This is a genomic window from Halalkalibacter sp. AB-rgal2 (assembly GCF_041821005.1).
Lineage (GTDB): Bacteria > Bacillota > Bacilli > Bacillales > Bacillaceae_D > Halalkalibacter.
This window is the reverse complement of record NZ_JBGUAV010000017.1, coordinates 1-16994: the sequence shown is the minus strand read 5'-3', so window position 1 is coordinate 16994 and position 16994 is coordinate 1. Positions and strand designations below refer to the sequence as shown.

Sequence of the window (16994 nt, the reverse complement as noted above, 5' to 3'; positions counted from 1 at the left end):
TATGATGCCAAATATTAAACCTGTTTCAGATTTAAGAAATTATAATGAAGTTTTAAAGGACATCGCGGTAGGTGAGCCGGTTTTTTTAACGAAAAATGGACGAGGTAAATATGCGATTATTGATATTGAAGAATATGAGAAAAACCTAGCTACGATTAAACTGCTTTCAAAGCTTATGGAAGCTGAAAAAGCAATAAAAACTGGAGATGAATGGCTAACTGAAGAACAAGTTAAGAATGATCTAGGAGTTTAATCTTTATGTATAAGTTGAGAATAAACCCTGTTGCTAAACAAGACTTGTATGATATTAAGGAATATATGATTAAAGAATTTGATAATCCGACGGCTGCTGTAAATATAGTTTCAACTATCATTGAGAGTTACAAAAAACTAAAAGTTTATCCAATGTTAGGTCTACAGTTATCATCAAAAATTCATATTGAAACAGATTACCGGTTTTTAGTCAGTGGTAACTACATTGTTTTTTATAAATTTGATGATGTTTATGTTTCGATCTATCGAATTTTAGATTCGAGAAGAGATTATGTAAAGTTATTATTTAACGAAGAAATGAATTCAAATAAGGAATAGTGAAACCTTTAAAATCGTTGAGAAATATGTGGATGAACGAACGTTATTCGTAAAACAAAGCAAGATACAGTAGAAGGCATTGGAAAAGGCTATATCACCTTTCCAATGCCTTCAATGTAAGAATGACACATATGTCTACATCCCTCGATACTCAAACCAATCAAAATCAGCGACATTTTCACTTGCTGCTCCTTGGCTGCTCGCATACATACCGATATACGCTCCGACAAATCCTCCTGCAACATCAGTACTGAGGATGCGGCCATCGACATATTCCTTCAGTGTCTGCCATTGCTCGAACTTTGTAGCATAATAAAAATGATAATCCTGTTCGATAGCCTCTACTTTTAAATAGAGCTTTTCGCTTTCTGGTAGCTTCGCTTGTGCGACAACCTCCTCAGCTCCTGCCTCGCGTTTGATGAGCTGAAGCCTTCTATCTCCGTTGATGGAAGAGAGCTCGACTCGATATTGATAGTTGTGATTTTGCAAGAGGACGATTCCTGCTACCTCCTGTTCGTGGTGCGGCTCGAACTCTAACGCACAGCGAGCGGCGAAGGATAGGTGCTCTTGGCGTCTCCCGATAAAGCTTGGGTTGACCTCTTCATTAATCATTTCAGGCTTTAGCTTTAAGCGTAGGTAGCCGGGTCGCTCAGCTAATGACCAGAAGTCACCGCGAGGCGTACGGATGAAGTTCCAGCGTTGATCTAATTCGGCTGCTTCAAAATGGTCACAAGCAGGTGCTGTTGGCCAGCGGTGTTCACGGAGTGAGGGGCGTTTTGTTTCGATTTCGATGATTCCTTTTCCTGGATTGACGAGTGGCCAATCCTCCTCCCATGTGAACGGAACGAGAAATGTTTCTCGTCCGAGGTTGCGGTAATAGCCCCCATAAGGCCTTGAAGCGAGGGCAACCATCCATCCTTCACCGTCCTGAGTTTCGACGATATCGGCATGACCGACATTGACGATAGGATAGTCTCTTCCTAAATGACGATGTGTCAATATTGGATTGAGCTTGCAGTTTTCATAAGGACCGGTAAGAGACTTGCTTCGGGCGACCGTGACGGAGTGAGTGTGGCCAGTGCCACCCTCTGCGATCAGTAAGTAATAATAGCCATTTCGCTTATAAAGGTGGGGTGATTCTTGCGCGTGGATTTGCTTAAGAGCGCCATCCCATAAGCTATAGCGTTCCCCCACTAAAGTCCCTTTCTCTAAGTCAACCTCCTGTAGCCAAATTTCCATATGCTTTGGATAGTGTTGACCAGAAGGTGGCTTGCGGTTTGCTGTACAGTAGCATGTGCCATCCTCATCAAAGAAAAACGATGAATCAATTCCTGGTGCGCCTTCTAGCCAAATCGGATCGGACCAGTCTCCTTCTGCGTCTTCGGTTGTCACGTAGAAGTTGCGACGAGCCCCTGTTTGACTTTCAACGAACGTTGTAATCATATAGAACGTTCCTTCGTGATAACGAATCGTTGGTGCATAGATTCCTTTTGAATAAGGTGTGCCATCAAGGTTTAATTGTGAAGGCCGATCGAGCACGTGGCCGATTTGTCGCCAATTCACGAGATCCTTACTATGAAAGATCGGTACACCGGGGAAGTATTCAAAGGTAGAGGTGACAAGGTAATAATCATCATTGACACGACAAATCGATGGGTCTGGGTAGAAGCCAGGGATAATTGGATTTTGAAACGTTTTCATGATTTTCCTCCCTTTCATTCCTTTGTTTCCATTAGTTTAGTATAATAAAAGCAAAAAATGTTTGTGTTTCTTGCTTAATTATGGCTCATTTTTAGTGATGTTTGCTCAATTTTGAGAGGGTGGCGAAAATGAAAGATGAACAAAAATATTATATTGAAGGCTCTCATTTTTCGATTCAATATATGTATCAAACGGGGTATTCCAGAATGACACGTCCTCATTCTCATTCCTCATATGAGCTATTTTATATTTATCATGGGAGCAAATACTTTTTTATTAACGATACGGTATACTTAGGGCAAAAAGGAGATTTAATCTTCATTCAGCCGAATGATATTCATCGGACAAGCAGTTCAAATGATCTGGAATGTGAGCGGATGCTAATGAACGTTTCAGATGAATTTATAGAGCTGGAATTAAGCCGATTCCAAGCTTCGTTTGCCCAGTTTTCTCGTTCCTTGTTTCGGTTTCAAGTAGACGAGCAACCGCTGATTGAAGAGGTGATCGAGAAGATGTACCGAGAAAGCCGCGAGCGACGAATCGGCTATGAGGCATGTGTCCGTTCCGCATTGACCGAGCTATTTGTTCAAATGAAACGAGTAGAAGTCGAAGAAAGCAACCGACACATCCATTCTGATCACCCTTTACAACAAAAGGTAACTGAGGTTGCTAGCTATATAAAGAAGCATTATGATCAGGCACTTACGTTAGATGAAGTAGCTAAAGCCGTCTATATTAGTCCGGCCTATTTAAGTCGTAGCTTTAAACGGTTAACCGGCTTTACGTTCAAGGACTATGTACAAGCTGTGCGTATACGCGAGGCGAAGCGTCTATTGCGAGAAACGTCAACGCCAATAGGGCGAATTGCTGAGCTTGTTGGCTTTTCTTATACGGCTAATTTTAATGTGACGTTTAAGAAAGTAACGGGAGTCAGACCGTTATCCTATCGCAAGCAAAAGCGAAAATAAGTGAGGAGGGGAATACGTGTATAAGGTGTTTATCGTTGAAGATGATCAATCATTACAGTCTCTTATGAAGGAAGCGCTTGAACAGCATGGATATGAGGCTTTTTTGCAAACAGATTTTAAAACCGTTACGGAGGACTTTATTCAAATACAACCAGACCTCGTTTTGTTAGATATTCATTTGCCTTATTATGATGGCTATTTTTTATGTCATAGTCTTCGAAAGCATTCGAATGTGCCAATTATCATGATTTCAGCCAAAAGTGCTGAGGTTGATCAGGTTATGGCGATTGAATATGGAGCTGACGATTATATCACAAAGCCTTTTACGTTTGACATATTGCTATCAAAGGTGAAAGCAACGATTCGGCGAGTATACGGTGAGTATGCAAAACGGGATACAAGTGTGTTCTCGATCGGTGATTTGTCTATCGATAGTCAAAAGCTGACGATGAGCTTTAAGCAACAAGGAGTAGAGCTAAGTAAAAATGAGTATAAGCTTATGAAAAAATTCATGGAGAACAACGGCACGTTCTTATCAAGAGAGCAATTAATTGAAGAAGTTTGGGATGATATAGCGTTTGTTGATGATAATACGTTAACGGTCAATATTACGAGAATCAAGCAGAAGCTGGCTGAAATTGGATTAAAGGATACAGTGATAAAAAGCAAGCGAGGGGTTGGTTATATTTTTCATTATGATGAACGGAGTGGTGACAGGTGATGAAACGAATCCTCTCTAACTATTTGAAGGATCGCGCGCTTTTTATGACTTTTTACTTGATGAGCTTCATTTGTGTCATTGGATTCTTCTATTTAAGTGATCCCATTCGAAATGAAATTCTCTATCCCGTTTATATCGGTTTCTTTTTTTTAGTCGTTTTCTTATTGGTTGATGGAACGAATTATTATCAATTTAATAAGCGTGTTCAGCTTTTACTTATGGACGAATATGCGGAGCTTCAGCCAAAGTCAAAAGAACAAGCACAGATGAAGCAATTGTTAGATAGACGTAATCGTCAGACGAATGCTGAGCATAGCCAATTAGTGGAGCAGCATAAAGAAGGTATGGCCTTTCTCTCCCATTGGATTCATCATTTAAAAACACCGGTGTCTGTTATGGAGCTCATATTAGATCGTCAATTAGAGAATGAGGAGGATATGAAGAGGCTGAAGCAGGAAAATAAAATGTTACATACGAGGATTGAGCAAGGTTTAACGATGATACGAATGGAACGTTTTGAGAATGATTTTGAAATTCGTGCGGTTCACCTAATCACTTCGTTACGAGAAGTGATTAATGAGAGAAAGAGCGACTTTATCTATAACAGCGTCTACCCACTTATTGAATGTGAGCAAGAAGAGTTACTTGTCCTAACAGATAAAAAATGGAATAACATCATGCTAGATCAAGTTATCTCGAATGCCATTAAATATTCTAGTGGTCAAGGCAAGAAAATGATAGTTCGCGTGGAGCGCGAGCATCAGCGTGTCATTGTATCGATAACGGATCATGGAATTGGGATACCTCCCTATGATATGGAGCGGATTTTTGATCCATTCTTTACTGGTGAGAATGGGCGCGAGTTTCGCCACTCTTCAGGAATTGGCCTCTATTTATGCAAGAAAATCGCAGAAAAGCTAGATCATGCATTATCCGTTCATTCAGAGTTAAACAAAGGAACGACGGTTTCGATTACATACCTTACAAAATCGTAAGGTATTTTTAGCTTGAGCGATGGTTAGGACATAGCTTGTTTATTAGTGTATAGAGAGAGGAGGGGGAAGAAGTATGGAGATTGTACATGTAGAACGATTAATGAAAATATATGGAGAGCATCAACAACAAGGGGCTACAACAGCGCTTGATGGTGTGAGTCTTTCCATTCAAAAAGGTGAATTTGTTGCGATTATGGGGCCATCAGGTAGTGGGAAAACGACCTTGCTCAATTTATTGAGTGGGATCGATAAACCGACGGCTGGAACGATTACGATAGCCGGTGATGAAATAAGCACGATGCAGAGAGAGCAGCTTGCCTTATTTCGACGAAGGCAGTTAGGCTTTGTGTTTCAAGAGTTTCATCTGCTTGATAGTCTAACGATCAAAGAAAACATTATATTGCCGATGATTCTAGAAAAGAGGAATTCCTCGTATATGAACGAAAAGGCTGCACATGTCATGGGGTTATTCGGGATAAGTGAGCTTGCTGGTAAATACCCTTATCATGTGTCTGGGGGACAACAGCAAAGAGCTGCTGTATGTAGGGCGTTAGTGAATGATCCCGATATCCTTTTTGCGGATGAACCGACGGGGAACTTAGACTCGAAGTCCTCGACGGCTATATTAGAATGCTTTCACGACATCGTAACGACATTGCAAACGACGATTTTAATGGTAACACATGATGTTTTCGCAGCGAGTTATTGTCAGAAGGTAATTTTTATAAAGGATGGGCGTATTCATTCTCAGCTTATGAAAAAAGGGAGCCGGAAACAATTTCTCGATCATATTATGGATAACCTTGCTGTTCTAGGAGGAAGAAGCCATGACCTTTAATGATCTTGTTTGGAAAATGGCGAAGGTGAATCAAAGGAAATACCTCTTTTATTTTATTTGTAATAGCTTTGTTGTGACGGTTTTTTTTATGTTTTCAACGATTTATTTTAACGAAGCGATTGTCCATGCAAATGAAATGGAAGAAGAGGCGATTTCAGCTGTATTAATGATCCCTACAGTGGCGTTACTTGCATTTACGGTTTTCTTTATCAATTATGCCCATTCGATTTTTATTAAAAGAAGGAAAAAGGAATTTGGTCTTTTCATGATGTTAGGAATGTCTGATAAAGATATTCGTAAGCTTCTGCTGCTAGAAAACGGTGCGATTGCCGTGCTATCACTTTTGGCGGGATTATTGTCAGGGAGCGTCGTTTCGCGATTGTTCTTTCTTCTGCTTATGAACGTCATTGATTTAAATGATGTGCCATTTGAATTAAATGGAAGGATGTTTGCTGCGACAATCGGAATCTTCCTCGTTATTTTTTCAGGGGCTGTTTGTCACTCATTAATCGTGACGAGCAGGAGTGAGATTACAACGACATTTAAAGATGGAAGGGTCTCTGAGGGAAATCGAATACGTAGTCCATTACTTGGTGGTGTCGGCATTGCGCTCGTGATTGGTTCAATAGCTCTGCAATACTACTTTTTTTCTGAGGTGGATAACAGCATTAATGATGGTACAGTTCTTTTAGTCGGGACCGTTGTTTTATTGATTGGGCTTTATTTGAGTTTATCTCAGCTAGGAAGTGTTATGCTTGAACTTGCAAAGAAAAAAGAGTCTTTCTATTATAGGCAGGTGCTGTTTTTAGCAAATGTTGACTATAAATTTAAACAATTAAAAGGCATTTTTATGTTAATTATAACGATGGCAATGGTAACCATTTTCTATACGTCGATGCTCCTTTATTTCTACTCGTCTGCAGAACAGCTAGCGGATGAACGGTATATATATGATGTCTTCTTTCCTCAGACGACGATGAAAAATACGATTTCTAATGAAGAGCTAGAGCAACTTTTTCATACAAACGATCATGTCATTGAGGAGCACGATGTATTAGAAGTGGTTGATTACTTTGAGCCTCATCCTCAATGGGATGATTATATTCGTTATAGCTTTATTTCGATTGAAGAGCTTAATCAATTATATTCAAAGGAATTGTCTGTAAGTAAGGGTGAATATATTTATTTTGAAAACACAGATTCATTATATGCAAATGATCGTGAGTTTGCTGAGAGGACCATTTCGATTGATGAAGATTTATCATTCTCTATGAAGGAGAAGTTAATCGCACCCGTTTTTGATCATTCTTCGCTGTATTTTTCGGATTTTATAATTGTGCATTCAGATGATTACTCAAACATTAAAGAGAGCCTTGATGTGTATACATCGAATTTCCATTTCGGATTGGAAAGGAGCAGGGGATGCCTTCTATGAGCTAAAGGAGCGTTTTCAAGCAGGGAATAGTGAGATGGAACGGGATCCGTTAATGTCGTATCTGTATTATGCTTCAGAGGAAGATGTGATGAAGCCACGTTCTAAAATAGAGGAATATCATTTAAATCGTAAAGCAGGTGGGCTGCTCTTCTTTGTGTCGAGCTTCTTAGGTGCATTATTCTTTCTCGCAACCTTCATGCTATTGTACCTAAATGTGTTCTCGAACATTGAGCAAGAGCGACAAACATTTGGAAAGCTATACAAAATTGGAATAACGGAAAAGGAAGTAAGGAAAAATATTGCAAAAGAACTACGCTTGCTCTTCTTTTTCGCTCCAATTAACGGCTTGCTCGTTGCCTATAGCTATATTGTTATTTTTGCTAAAGATGGTGGAGGGATCAAGGAGAATACTCTACTTACGACGAATTTCATCATCGTTGCGCTCTTTTATTTCACCTTACAAATCGTGTATTATCAGCTCGCGAAGCGTAAGTTTATGAAGGAATTGATGGGGTCATTGTGAATGTGGTGAAAGTATAAGATTTCAAAGAAAGGACTCGTCCACATAGATACGTATTGCATGAGGGCACATTGCCTTCATGCAATACAAAACATAAAAAGCTCCTATAATGCCGTTAACCCACCATCAATTGGATATACGGCACCGTTAATAATCGCAGACTGATCGCCTAATAAATAAACGACTAAATGCGCAACCTCTTCTGGTGTACCGTAACGTCCAGCAGGAATGCCTGATTCGACAGCTACTTTTGCTTCTTCTGAACCTTGGGTGAAGCGCTCCATCATTTTTGTTGCCGTTGGTCCTGGAGCAATGGCATTAACGCGAATACCTTGGCCCGCATATTCTCCCGTAGCTGTTTTGGTTAAGCCGACAACAGCATGCTTTGTTGCTGCATAAGGACTCACACCTGGAGTACCGACAATTCCAGCATTGGAAGCAGTGTTCACAATCGAACCTCCCCCATTTTCAAGCATTACTTGAATAACGTATTTCATTCCGTAGAAAACACCCTTAAGATTAATATCGACCACTTTTTCAAATAGGTCATCAGGGTATTCAGCTAACTTCGTAACAGACCCTTCTATTCCAGCGTTATTGAAAAACATATCAATCGTTCCGAAGGCTTTTACTGTTTCATCGACATATTGTTTTACTTCATCCCGTGAGCCTACATCTGCTTGAACGAAGATGGCTTCTGCTCCGAGCTCTTGAATAAGAGATACGGTTTCTTCTCCGCCTTCTTTTGAAATATCAACAACTGTTATACGTGCACCCTTTTCTGCAAGTAGTAAGCAAGTCGCACGCCCAATTCCACTACCGGCTCCAGTGATAATCGCTACTTTATTTTTGTATAGTTCCATATTCATTCCTCCATTTCAGATTTAGTATGCAATATGAACTAAAAAAAATACAGTAAAATGCTTTACTTTTTATGAAAAAAGGTCGATATTTGATATGTGACGTTCAATAATATTGAGAATAAAAGGAGTTTTTTAGTTGGATAAAGTACAAGCGTTTATTACATCAGTACCATATATAAAAGAGATCTTACGAGAGGAAACGATGATTACAGTTTTTGATGATAAGCAATATTTGTTCTATTCACCAAGTGCTGAATTAAATTTCGAGCATAAACCAGGAGATCCACTGCCAGATGCCTATTTGAATTTTGCTATGGTCAATGCAGAAGGGACAACGGTTGTAAAGGTGCCGGCAGAAGAATTCGGGGTGCCGTTTAATAGTATTTCCTTTCCAATTAAAGATGAGAACGGCAAGGTGATTGCAGCCGTTAATGCTGCTGTAAGCACGAAAAATCAAGATGTATTTAATGAAATTATTTTAAGTATGGATAAGGTAGCTGATTCGTTACTAGGAAAAGTACAACACATTGCTGCACATTCTGAAGAGCTATCAGCAACGACTGAACAAATTAATGAAAATACAAAGAGTACAGTAGAGCATTCATCGAAAATTACGGAAGTGACTGGTACGATTAAAGGGATTAGTGATCAAACCAATTTACTCGGTTTAAATGCAGCAATCGAGGCTGCTCGGGTAGGTAAAGAAGGTGCTGGTTTTGGCGTAGTTGCAAATGAAGTGAGAAAATTAGCGATTGACTCAAAGAACGCAACTTTAAGCATAGAGGATACATTAACAGCTATTAAGTCTTCGATTGAACAGATGCAGGAGGATTTTCATGAAATTGCGACAAGCTCTCAAGAAGAAGCGAAGCTCGTAACCGAATTTATGGCGGAAATTGAGAACTTAACGGAGACATCAAAGAAACTAAAGACATATATGGAGTCAAACGTCCTATAACAAGGATGAAAATGTATCTAAAGTAAGAGAAAACCTTTGATTTTTATACTTATAATTGGTACAATTGAAACATAAAATAAATAATTGTTCACGATAATAGCAAACTTATTGAAAAATAAGGACGCAAAGCCGCGGGCCTAAAGTAGGATTATACTAAGGTAGCCGGGTTGCCGAAGGGACTGATATGAGAGTGGATATCTATGTTCTTGGGTATCCGCTTTTTTTATGTGAATAATACATGTCCTAATGATAAATGTTTGTTGTATCTAAGATAGAACGGCATTAGGTAGTCCGACCGTGGTAAAAAACAGAAGGCCAAAATAGGAAGGGGAACGAACATGTATAAAGTTGAACCGAATTTGAAGAGGTTATTGAATTTAACTGATTGGTCTATTGAACAGCTCATTACCCGTTATAACGACTTATTGGCAGACTTGAAATTTGCTCGAAATGCGTTTGAATTTGAGAAAACATCTGATATTAAGACAGAGATGGTATACATAAAAGAAGAAATGAATAATCGGAAAAAGGCTCAAATGGAGGAAGAAGCAAAGAAGCATCGAGAAGAGCTGGAGCTACTGATTTATAATAAGAAGTGAATAACAATGATGAAGAAAATGTTCCTAAAAGGTGAAACGACTTTTGGGAGCTTATTTTTTTTGGATAGACCTAGAGCTTTTATTATGTAATTAAACCCAAAACCGACAACGATTGCTCAGCATGTGTCATGGATCAACTCCTCATACTAAGGAAAACAAAACAAGAGGAGAGGATTTTGTGACAACGGTTGTAACAACATTAGCGGATAAACGAAGGGAGAAACAGTGGAAATTCGAGCGGAGTGTATTAAAGAGCTTATCATTAAAGGAGCTGAAAAAGGATGTACAGCTTCATTTTGAGTCTGTTTTTCCTGCTTATGTGCTTTCCCATCCATTTTTAGTTGATCCTTGTATGGATATGGCGATTGACGCTTACTTGTTAGGAGCGGACTACGCGAAATTTGGTTATTATGGCGAGAGTGAAATGGATGTCAAAAAGCGTTGTGATGAGGAGTTAACGGAGATTACCCATATGGTGTTCTATATGATGCAAGGTTGGCTGACTGATACAGAATATGTGTTGGATTCGCTAAAGGTAGCCACCGATGCCTTTGTTCATAATTGGTGGATCAAAGGCTTTCGTGAAGGAGAGAAGCGCTATCGGATGAGGTTGCATTAGATAAGAGGGTAGAAGTATGTAATGAAGGAGGGAGTGAGTAAGTGCTGTATATGGTTCCTCATTCCTTTATTTTTCCTTTACTTCACTTATTCATGTCGTTACGGTTCCTGATTCCTCTATTTCAGCTTTTATTGCTCTTTTGGTCTTATATAGCTCAAATAGAGGAATGAGGGTTCCTTTTTTCTTCTTAGGGAGCGGGGTTTGCCCGATTTAGAGGAATGAGGATTCCCTTTGTTCTTTGCGCGCTCCTATTGTCTCTCAATGGAAAGCGGAGACGATAGGAGGAGGCGGGGCCGCGCTGTATGCGGTTCGTTGCTGTTGTGCTTCGCACGACGGCATTAAGATAAGACTGCTGAGCAGCTTTTCTTAAAAATCACTTCATATTCTTTTACTTGTCCTAATATACATAAGTAGACGGGGACGAGGGGGGAATACGGTGACGATAAGAAAATGGTTAAAAGGTGTCATGTTTGCCATCGGTGTTGTGTGTTTATTAAGTGTGATTCAATATCAATTTGTTAGTAACGATTCATGGGGAACGTGGAACCTCCCTTTGTCTGGGAAGGTTATTATTATAGATCCAGGACATGGAGGGATTGATGGTGGAGCGGTTTCGAAGGCCGGAGTGTTAGAGAAGGATGTGACATTGGCCATTAGTGAGCAATTACGTGACTACTTACAAGAAGCTGGAGCCCTTGTTTTGATGACGCGTGAAGAAGATCGAGATCTTGCTGATGCTGATACGCAGAAGATCCGCCATCGTAAAATACAAGATTTAAAAAGACGTGTAGAAGTGATTAATGAATCAGATGCAGATTTATTCGTTAGTATTCATTTAAATGCCATCCCTTCACCTAAATGGAGCGGAGCGCAAGTCTTTTATAATCGCGCGATTCCTGAAAATGAACCTATGGCTAAGTTTGTCCAAGATGAGCTTCGGGTTAATTTGGAAAATACGACTCGACAAGCTAAGCCAATCCATAACGTATATGTTATTAAAGAAGCAACCATTCCAGGTGTATTAATTGAAGCGGGTTTTCTTTCTAACCCATTTGAATCGGAACAGCTGAATACGGAGGAATACCAACAGAAAATTGCAGCGTCTATCTATCAAGGGTTATTACGTATGTATACGAATGAGAAGCCCCCGTTGTGATTTTATGGTCACTTCAATATTGCGAACCGTAAAGAATGAAGCCCTTTTCCTGCTTGTGCTATACTGTATATATTATTAAAAAAGGGATGGTGTCATACTTGGCTTTTACGGAATTAGAGATTAAAGGTTGGCTTAAAGGAGTAATAGATCGTGATTTAAATAAAAGTATTGTCGACACGAATGGGATTCGTGAAATTAAAATAAACGGTGACCACGTTAGCTTAAAGGTAGCTCTTGCTAAAACAGGGACAGCTGAACAAATGGACATTCAACAAGAAATTGTCCAATTGTTAAAAGGTGAGGGAGTGGATTCAGTAGGTCTTCGATTTGAGGAATTGAAGGAAGAAGAAATTCAAGCGCTTGGGGGATTTCCCCACCCCGGTGAAGCAAAGAGCTTATTAGATGAAGGCAATAACACAACATTTATTGCTGTGACGAGTGGTAAAGGTGGTGTTGGTAAATCAACGGTATCGGTGAATCTAGCTGTATCGCTTGCCCGTCTCGGAAAAAAAGTAGGGATTATTGATGCTGATATTTATGGCTTTAGCGTTCCTGATATGATGGGGATTGAAGAGCGTCCACAGGTGATCAATGAGCGAATTCATCCTGTTGATCGATTTGGTGTTAAGGTGATTTCAATGGGCTTTTTTGTAGAAGGGAATGCTCCTGTCATTTGGCGTGGGCCTATGCTTGGCAAAATGCTTAATCAGTTTTTCTCCGAGGTCGAATGGGGGGAGCTCGATTATCTAATCCTTGATTTACCTCCTGGTACAGGTGATGTGGCACTTGATATTCATACGATGCTCCCGCATTCAAAAGAGATCATTGTTTCAACACCGCACGCAACAGCAGCGTTTGTTGCTGCAAGGGCAGGTGCTATGGCTATCAAAACCCACCATGAAATCCTCGGGGTCGTAGAAAATATGGCCTATTTCCAAAGCAAGCTAACAGGGGAGAAGGAATATGTATTTGGACAAGGTGGCGGCGATCGACTAGTCGAGGAGTTGAAAACCGACATGCTAGGGCGTATTCCGTTAGGGCAGCCGGACCTAAGAGAGGATGTCTTTGCTCCTTCGGTGTATGAGGAGACTCATCCAATCGGAGAGATTTATATGGATATTTCGAAAAAAGTGATCGAGAAAACGTTATAGAGGGTGTTTAAAAAAAGGTGGATTGTCCTCTTGTTGAATGAAGCAATTGTAGTCGCTATATCTTATAAAAGTCTTGTGGTGAGTGCTTTTCTCGCAACAAGACGCGTAGCGAACAGAGTCATTTCCCCTCGGAACGCCAATAAAAAGACTAAAGGGAATCCTCTTGCCGCTAAATGATTGAAACAGTGGTGAGAAGAAAGTAAGGTAACCCTCATTCCACTATTCGACTAAAACGAGTCCAAAATGAGTCTAAATAGTCGAAATAGCGGAATGAGGAACCGCCTGTAGCACGTGATCTTATCCAAAAGACCTTGTAACGTATGAAGCCATTAAGCAAAGACCGCAGCAGAGGCCAATGAAAAAGGGCAAATCGACTTTTCAGTACCTTTGTTTAGGCAAACGGCTCACTCGTTGCTCGCATGATAGGAGAAACCCATTCAACAGACAACGGTTTCGCACATTGCTTAGAGGACACTAAAAAAGTTAAAAATCAAACTTTTTCAGTGCTCTCCCATTGCGTGGTTTTCCTTAAAGCATTAACTAGATTGTTCTTGTTGTCCCTCTTGTCCCTCTTGTTCCTGCTCGTCCTGCTTTTCAACAAGCTTATCGAGCTGTTCCTCTGCTATTCCCATTAATATTTCATTAATCCTTGCTACGAAATAGGGACTTTCAAAAGCATCTGAAATAATGGTCATCACTTGTTGTCTATATTCTTTTGATTTCATTAATTCGAGTAATGCTTGCTCCATTTCAGGGTCTTGAAGGACATCAATTAGCATGGATTGATACTCGGGGTCCTTCATTAATACCTTAATCATTTCTTCATTTTCTGTTTGCATCGTTTCTGAATAGATTTTGGCAAATTCAGGGTCTTTCACTGCCTCAGTCCAAAATGTTCTTCCTTCTTCAGACGTCAGTGTTTGTTGGATCGTGTCACGAACAAATGTATCTTCTAACACAAGCTCTTTTCGAACTTCCTCATCGGCTAGAAGCTCTTGGATGGCCTGCTTCCCTTCATCAGTTTTAAGCATATCGACCATCATTTTCTTCATGCTTTCGTAATCAGGAGGTTGGTTGCCGTTCTCAGCTGCTGCACAGCTAGTAAGAAACGTGAAAAGGAGACATATTAATAAGATGAAGGTACGAAAAGTCATAGCTGTCTAGCTCCTTTCTGTCATTTTGTCATTAATTTGAGATATTTTCACTGAAATTATTCATGAACGCGTGAGAACAGCTAGCATTTTATGAATGAGGTTTGATACAATCATGACAGCATAACTGAATTTGGAGGATTAGCTAGTGAATAGTCGTAAAGTCGTCTTTCTTTTTTTTACTACATTGCTTATTGGAAGTGTTAGTGGTGCCATTGTTGGTTTAATTTTAGATTATGACATGTATGTAGAGGGCTCTTTCTTGAATCTAGTCTTTGGGGTTGTTTGGCTTTTAGGAATAAGTGCAGCCTTTACGTTGATTAGCCAGATGGGTTTTTTCGCTTACTTGACGGTCCACCGTTTCGGACTTGGTTTGTTTAAGTCACATAAACTATGGAATGCCGTTCAGCTTATTTTAGTTGCGTTTGTTATTTTTGACCTTATTTACTTTAGGTATATTGCATTTGTTGAAGAGGGACAAACGATATTTGGGTACATGGTGATGCCGATTTTATTATTAGCATATGGGTTAGTAGTCGCTTACTTAAAGGCGAGGGATACGCATGAAGGAGCATTTGTGCCTGCGTTGTTCTTTATGGTAGTCGTGACAACGATTGAATGGGTGCCTGCACTCACTGTAAATGATCCTAAGTGGCTCTGGTTATACTTAACTCCTCTTCTTTTTGCTAATACGTATCAATTGTTGATTTTACACAGGCTTACGAAACAGCCAGTTAAATAACAGGATAAGGGGTGCTTCTAGGGCTAATAATAACCATTGGAAGCACCCTTTTGTAACGTCTTTAGCACGATGGAATTTATAAGTGGTCCCCCTATTCTAGACTTTCCGATGGACTGCAGACGGTTGGACTGAGACGGGGTGCATTAGTCCACGTGCTGTTTACAGTTCTTTATTTCTCTGATTTGGCTTTCTCTTTCTTTTCGAACTCCTTCTGAAAATGGCTCCGTTCGTTACGCGCCTTTGTGCTCAGAAAACCACTGATCATAAGATTTTTAAAAGATGTAGCGGCTATGTTCATTGCTTCATTCAACAAGGGAAAGCCAGTCCTTCTTGAACAACCTTCCTTAATGTATTTCTTCTGTTTGAGTTTCTGTGTTAGCCATTAATTCCTCTACAGTTTTAAAAGAAAATCCTGCATCTTGCAATTGATCAATAATGATTGGTAATGCCTGATGGGTTTGTTTAACAGAATCAGAAGCATGAAATAAAATCACATCTCCAGGCTCCGTGTTTGGCACTACAGATTGGATAATAGCTTCTACCCCAGGATTTTGATAGTCATTTGAATTGACGCTCCAATGAATGGTGCTATAACCAGCTCGATCTGATATGGATAATACCTCTTTATTGAAGCTCCCATTTGGTGGTCGTAGCAACGTAGGCCTCTCGCCCGTTAATTCTTCTAGTACTTGTGTGCTTTTATTTAAATCATTCCTTACTTTGTCCTGCTCCCATGTAACATAGTCTTTGTAACGATAGCCGTGACTTCCGATGCTGTGTCCACGCTTGTGGATCTCTTCAATTAACTCAGGGTATCGTTCAGCCCAAGATGCAGAGACGAAGAAGTTGGCCTGTTCAATCCCCTTTTCATCTAAAATTTCAAGAATAGGGAGTAACTGCTCCTCTCCCCAGCTAATGTTAAACGTAAGGGCGATTTGCTTCTTATCAATCTCGGCTTTGTAAAAAGCTTGTGGTCCATCCGTTGTTGAAAAAACACTGATTTGATTTCGTTCGACAAACACTAAACTCGCGGTGAAAAAGGCAACAAGTATGATTAGCATTAGTTGCTTTATTTTTTTTGCGCTTACGATCCAATAGAAATTCAATGGTTTAGTCCTCCTCGTCGTTGTTCGTTACCATCAATCTATTTCAAAACTGGACAAGATATGAATAAAAATCATCAGAAACGAAAAGAATTTAAGGAGGTTACTTTTTAAATGGATAAGCAAGCATGAAATTTGCAGAAATAGTTTTTGGAAGAAATAACGAGAGAAGGGAAAGTATCTATGCCGTCGGTACACGTTTTGTTTCAGGCAAGTTTAAATGATTGTATCGACTGCGCATGATGTTTCCAAGATAGATGCTCATAGAGTTGTATTCAAAAATAATAAAGTGATGATTTATTTCCAATAGTCGAGGTGGTCGCGTGTTAGGGTTCATGTTTAATGAGCAGGAAGTACAAGAAGTGGAGTATATGTTAAGAAGGGAAATGGAGGAAATCTTATTAGATTTATCTGATCCTCGTATTGATGACGTCGTGAAGGTAGCGATGGAAGAGAAATATCAGGTTATATTCAATATGTATAAACGTTTTGTTCCTGCAAATGAAACGTTAAAGTATCTATTGAAAAGAAACCGAAGAAATATGCAATAATTTTTGAAAAATATATTGACTCGATGATGCAAACATGTTAAATTATTAATCCACCCGGTAGCAGTCATATTGTTTATGAAATTTAATTTGACAACGATGATTCACCGTGGTATATTATTTTAGTCGCTTAAGAGCGATGTCAAGCAAGCTCTTTGAAAACTGAACAAAAGCCAAGCGAAAAAGAGACAATTGTTGCGAGAGCAACAAGGAATCTCGTCAATGTTTTATGTAGTATATGAGCTAATTCAACTCAACTTTTATGGAGAGTTTGATCCTGGCTCAGGACGAACGCTGGCGGCGTGCCTAATACATGCAAGTCGAGCGGACTTTAA

At 39.7% G+C, this 16994-nt stretch carries 19 protein-coding genes, 1 rRNA gene and 1 riboswitch; of the genes, 16 read left to right on the top strand and 4 right to left on the bottom strand.

What is annotated here, in order from left to right; translation table 11 throughout:
* Nucleotides 1–4 precede the first annotated feature (4 nt).
* Together ACERJO_RS13545 and ACERJO_RS13540 are read left to right on the top strand one after the other, a co-directional pair.
* Nucleotides 5–253 (top strand): type II toxin-antitoxin system prevent-host-death family antitoxin, encoded by a 249-nt coding sequence (locus ACERJO_RS13545; RefSeq protein WP_035347531.1) that lies wholly within the window; start codon nucleotides 5–7, stop codon nucleotides 251–253.
* A 5-nt stretch (nucleotides 254–258) separates the two neighbouring features.
* The gene (locus ACERJO_RS13540) at nucleotides 259–591 is read left to right on the top strand and encodes a type II toxin-antitoxin system RelE/ParE family toxin (RefSeq protein ID WP_373647851.1); all 333 of its coding nucleotides are present in this window, start codon (nucleotides 259–261) and stop codon (nucleotides 589–591) included.
* 135 nt (nucleotides 592–726) lie between these two features.
* On the opposite strand, the gene ACERJO_RS13535 is transcribed toward ACERJO_RS13540, so the two are convergent.
* The gene (locus tag ACERJO_RS13535) at nucleotides 727–2292 is read right to left on the bottom strand and encodes a glycoside hydrolase family 43 protein (RefSeq protein WP_247107052.1); all 1566 of its coding nucleotides are present in this window, start codon (nucleotides 2290–2292) and stop codon (nucleotides 727–729) included.
* Between the two features lie 128 nt (nucleotides 2293–2420).
* Between ACERJO_RS13535 and ACERJO_RS13530 the strand changes: the two genes are divergently transcribed.
* From ACERJO_RS13530 to ACERJO_RS13505, 6 genes are all read left to right on the top strand, one after another.
* Nucleotides 2421–3260 carry an AraC family transcriptional regulator gene (locus ACERJO_RS13530; protein WP_373647850.1) on the top strand — a complete coding sequence of 280 codons (840 nt, stop codon included), beginning with the start codon at nucleotides 2421–2423 and terminating at the stop codon, nucleotides 3258–3260.
* A 16-nt stretch (nucleotides 3261–3276) separates the two neighbouring features.
* Nucleotides 3277–3981, top strand: coding sequence for a response regulator transcription factor (locus ACERJO_RS13525; protein ID WP_373647848.1), 705 nt, complete (start codon nucleotides 3277–3279; stop codon nucleotides 3979–3981).
* A complete protein-coding gene (locus ACERJO_RS13520; RefSeq protein WP_373647871.1) occupies nucleotides 3981–4976 on the top strand; it encodes a sensor histidine kinase in 996 nt (331 codons plus the stop codon). The genes ACERJO_RS13525 and ACERJO_RS13520 overlap by 1 nt, the downstream gene beginning before the upstream one ends.
* Before the next feature lie 73 nt (nucleotides 4977–5049).
* Nucleotides 5050–5814, top strand: a complete 765-nt coding sequence (locus tag ACERJO_RS13515; RefSeq protein WP_373647846.1) for an ABC transporter ATP-binding protein — start codon at nucleotides 5050–5052, stop codon at nucleotides 5812–5814.
* The gene (locus tag ACERJO_RS13510) at nucleotides 5804–7249 is read left to right on the top strand and encodes an ABC transporter permease (protein WP_373647844.1); all 1446 of its coding nucleotides are present in this window, start codon (nucleotides 5804–5806) and stop codon (nucleotides 7247–7249) included. The genes ACERJO_RS13515 and ACERJO_RS13510 overlap by 11 nt, the downstream gene beginning before the upstream one ends.
* Nucleotides 7191–7772 (top strand): FtsX-like permease family protein, encoded by a 582-nt coding sequence (locus ACERJO_RS13505; protein ID WP_373647843.1) that lies wholly within the window; start codon nucleotides 7191–7193, stop codon nucleotides 7770–7772. The genes ACERJO_RS13510 and ACERJO_RS13505 overlap by 59 nt, the downstream gene beginning before the upstream one ends.
* Nucleotides 7773–7873: 101 nt before the next feature.
* On the opposite strand, the gene ACERJO_RS13500 is transcribed toward ACERJO_RS13505, so the two are convergent.
* Nucleotides 7874–8632, bottom strand: coding sequence for an SDR family NAD(P)-dependent oxidoreductase (locus ACERJO_RS13500; RefSeq protein ID WP_373647842.1), 759 nt, complete (start codon nucleotides 8630–8632; stop codon nucleotides 7874–7876).
* Between the two features lie 136 nt (nucleotides 8633–8768).
* Between ACERJO_RS13500 and ACERJO_RS13495 the strand changes: the two genes are divergently transcribed.
* The 5 genes from ACERJO_RS13495 to ACERJO_RS13475 all read left to right on the top strand — a co-directional run bounded on the left by ACERJO_RS13495 (nucleotide 8769) and on the right by ACERJO_RS13475 (nucleotide 13115).
* On the top strand, nucleotides 8769–9590 hold the full coding sequence (locus tag ACERJO_RS13495; protein ID WP_373647841.1) for a methyl-accepting chemotaxis protein: 822 nt from the start codon (nucleotides 8769–8771) through the stop codon (nucleotides 9588–9590).
* Nucleotides 9591–9678: 88 nt separating this feature from the next.
* Nucleotides 9679–9765, top strand: a riboswitch (cyclic di-GMP riboswitch).
* A gap of 163 nt (nucleotides 9766–9928) precedes the next feature.
* A complete protein-coding gene (locus ACERJO_RS13490; protein ID WP_247107038.1) occupies nucleotides 9929–10189 on the top strand; it encodes a hypothetical protein in 261 nt (86 codons plus the stop codon).
* A 178-nt stretch (nucleotides 10190–10367) separates the two neighbouring features.
* Nucleotides 10368–10808 carry a YbaK family protein gene (locus ACERJO_RS13485; RefSeq protein ID WP_247107039.1) on the top strand — a complete coding sequence of 147 codons (441 nt, stop codon included), beginning with the start codon at nucleotides 10368–10370 and terminating at the stop codon, nucleotides 10806–10808.
* A gap of 442 nt (nucleotides 10809–11250) precedes the next feature.
* The gene (gene cwlD, locus ACERJO_RS13480; RefSeq protein ID WP_247107054.1) at nucleotides 11251–11964 is read left to right on the top strand and encodes an N-acetylmuramoyl-L-alanine amidase CwlD; all 714 of its coding nucleotides are present in this window, start codon (nucleotides 11251–11253) and stop codon (nucleotides 11962–11964) included.
* A gap of 98 nt (nucleotides 11965–12062) precedes the next feature.
* Nucleotides 12063–13115 (top strand): Mrp/NBP35 family ATP-binding protein, encoded by a 1053-nt coding sequence (locus tag ACERJO_RS13475; RefSeq protein ID WP_373647839.1) that lies wholly within the window; start codon nucleotides 12063–12065, stop codon nucleotides 13113–13115.
* Nucleotides 13116–13651: 536 nt separating this feature from the next.
* Here ACERJO_RS13475 and gerD read toward each other — a convergent pair.
* A complete protein-coding gene (gene gerD, locus ACERJO_RS13470; RefSeq protein WP_373647837.1) occupies nucleotides 13652–14269 on the bottom strand; it encodes a spore germination lipoprotein GerD in 618 nt (205 codons plus the stop codon).
* A gap of 145 nt (nucleotides 14270–14414) precedes the next feature.
* Here gerD and ACERJO_RS13465 point away from each other — a divergent pair, with 145 nt between their 5' ends.
* On the top strand, nucleotides 14415–15008 hold the full coding sequence (locus ACERJO_RS13465; protein WP_247107042.1) for a KinB-signaling pathway activation protein: 594 nt from the start codon (nucleotides 14415–14417) through the stop codon (nucleotides 15006–15008).
* A gap of 344 nt (nucleotides 15009–15352) precedes the next feature.
* Here ACERJO_RS13465 and pdaB read toward each other — a convergent pair whose 3' ends face one another.
* Nucleotides 15353–16114 (bottom strand): polysaccharide deacetylase family sporulation protein PdaB, encoded by a 762-nt coding sequence (gene pdaB, locus ACERJO_RS13460; RefSeq protein WP_247107043.1) that lies wholly within the window; start codon nucleotides 16112–16114, stop codon nucleotides 15353–15355.
* Nucleotides 16115–16434: 320 nt separating this feature from the next.
* Here pdaB and ACERJO_RS13455 point away from each other — a divergent pair, with 320 nt between their 5' ends.
* A complete protein-coding gene (locus ACERJO_RS13455; RefSeq protein WP_247107044.1) occupies nucleotides 16435–16662 on the top strand; it encodes a hypothetical protein in 228 nt (75 codons plus the stop codon).
* A gap of 256 nt (nucleotides 16663–16918) precedes the next feature.
* A 16S ribosomal RNA gene (locus ACERJO_RS13450) occupies nucleotides 16919–16994 on the top strand; the annotation flags it as partial.

Excerpts from the sequence above, each read along its gene's own strand:
- ACERJO_RS13540 (WP_373647851.1), top strand. The coding sequence starts at position 259 with ATGTATAAGTTGAGAATAAACCCTGTTGCTAAACAAGACTTGTATGAT.
- ACERJO_RS13505 (WP_373647843.1), top strand. The coding sequence starts at position 7,191 with ATGTGTATACATCGAATTTCCATTTCGGATTGGAAAGGAGCAGGGGAT.
- ACERJO_RS13510 (WP_373647844.1), top strand. The coding sequence starts at position 5,804 with ATGACCTTTAATGATCTTGTTTGGAAAATGGCGAAGGTGAATCAAAGG.
- ACERJO_RS13545 (WP_035347531.1), top strand. The coding sequence starts at position 5 with ATGCCAAATATTAAACCTGTTTCAGATTTAAGAAATTATAATGAAGTT.
- ACERJO_RS13500 (WP_373647842.1), bottom strand. The coding sequence starts at position 8,632 with ATGGAACTATACAAAAATAAAGTAGCGATTATCACTGGAGCCGGTAGT.
- ACERJO_RS13520 (WP_373647871.1), top strand. The coding sequence starts at position 3,981 with ATGAAACGAATCCTCTCTAACTATTTGAAGGATCGCGCGCTTTTTATG.
- ACERJO_RS13535 (WP_247107052.1), bottom strand. The coding sequence starts at position 2,292 with ATGAAAACGTTTCAAAATCCAATTATCCCTGGCTTCTACCCAGACCCA.
- ACERJO_RS13530 (WP_373647850.1), top strand. The coding sequence starts at position 2,421 with ATGAAAGATGAACAAAAATATTATATTGAAGGCTCTCATTTTTCGATT.
- ACERJO_RS13515 (WP_373647846.1), top strand. The coding sequence starts at position 5,050 with ATGGAGATTGTACATGTAGAACGATTAATGAAAATATATGGAGAGCAT.
- ACERJO_RS13490 (WP_247107038.1), top strand. The coding sequence starts at position 9,929 with ATGTATAAAGTTGAACCGAATTTGAAGAGGTTATTGAATTTAACTGAT.
- gerD (WP_373647837.1), bottom strand. The coding sequence starts at position 14,269 with ATGACTTTTCGTACCTTCATCTTATTAATATGTCTCCTTTTCACGTTT.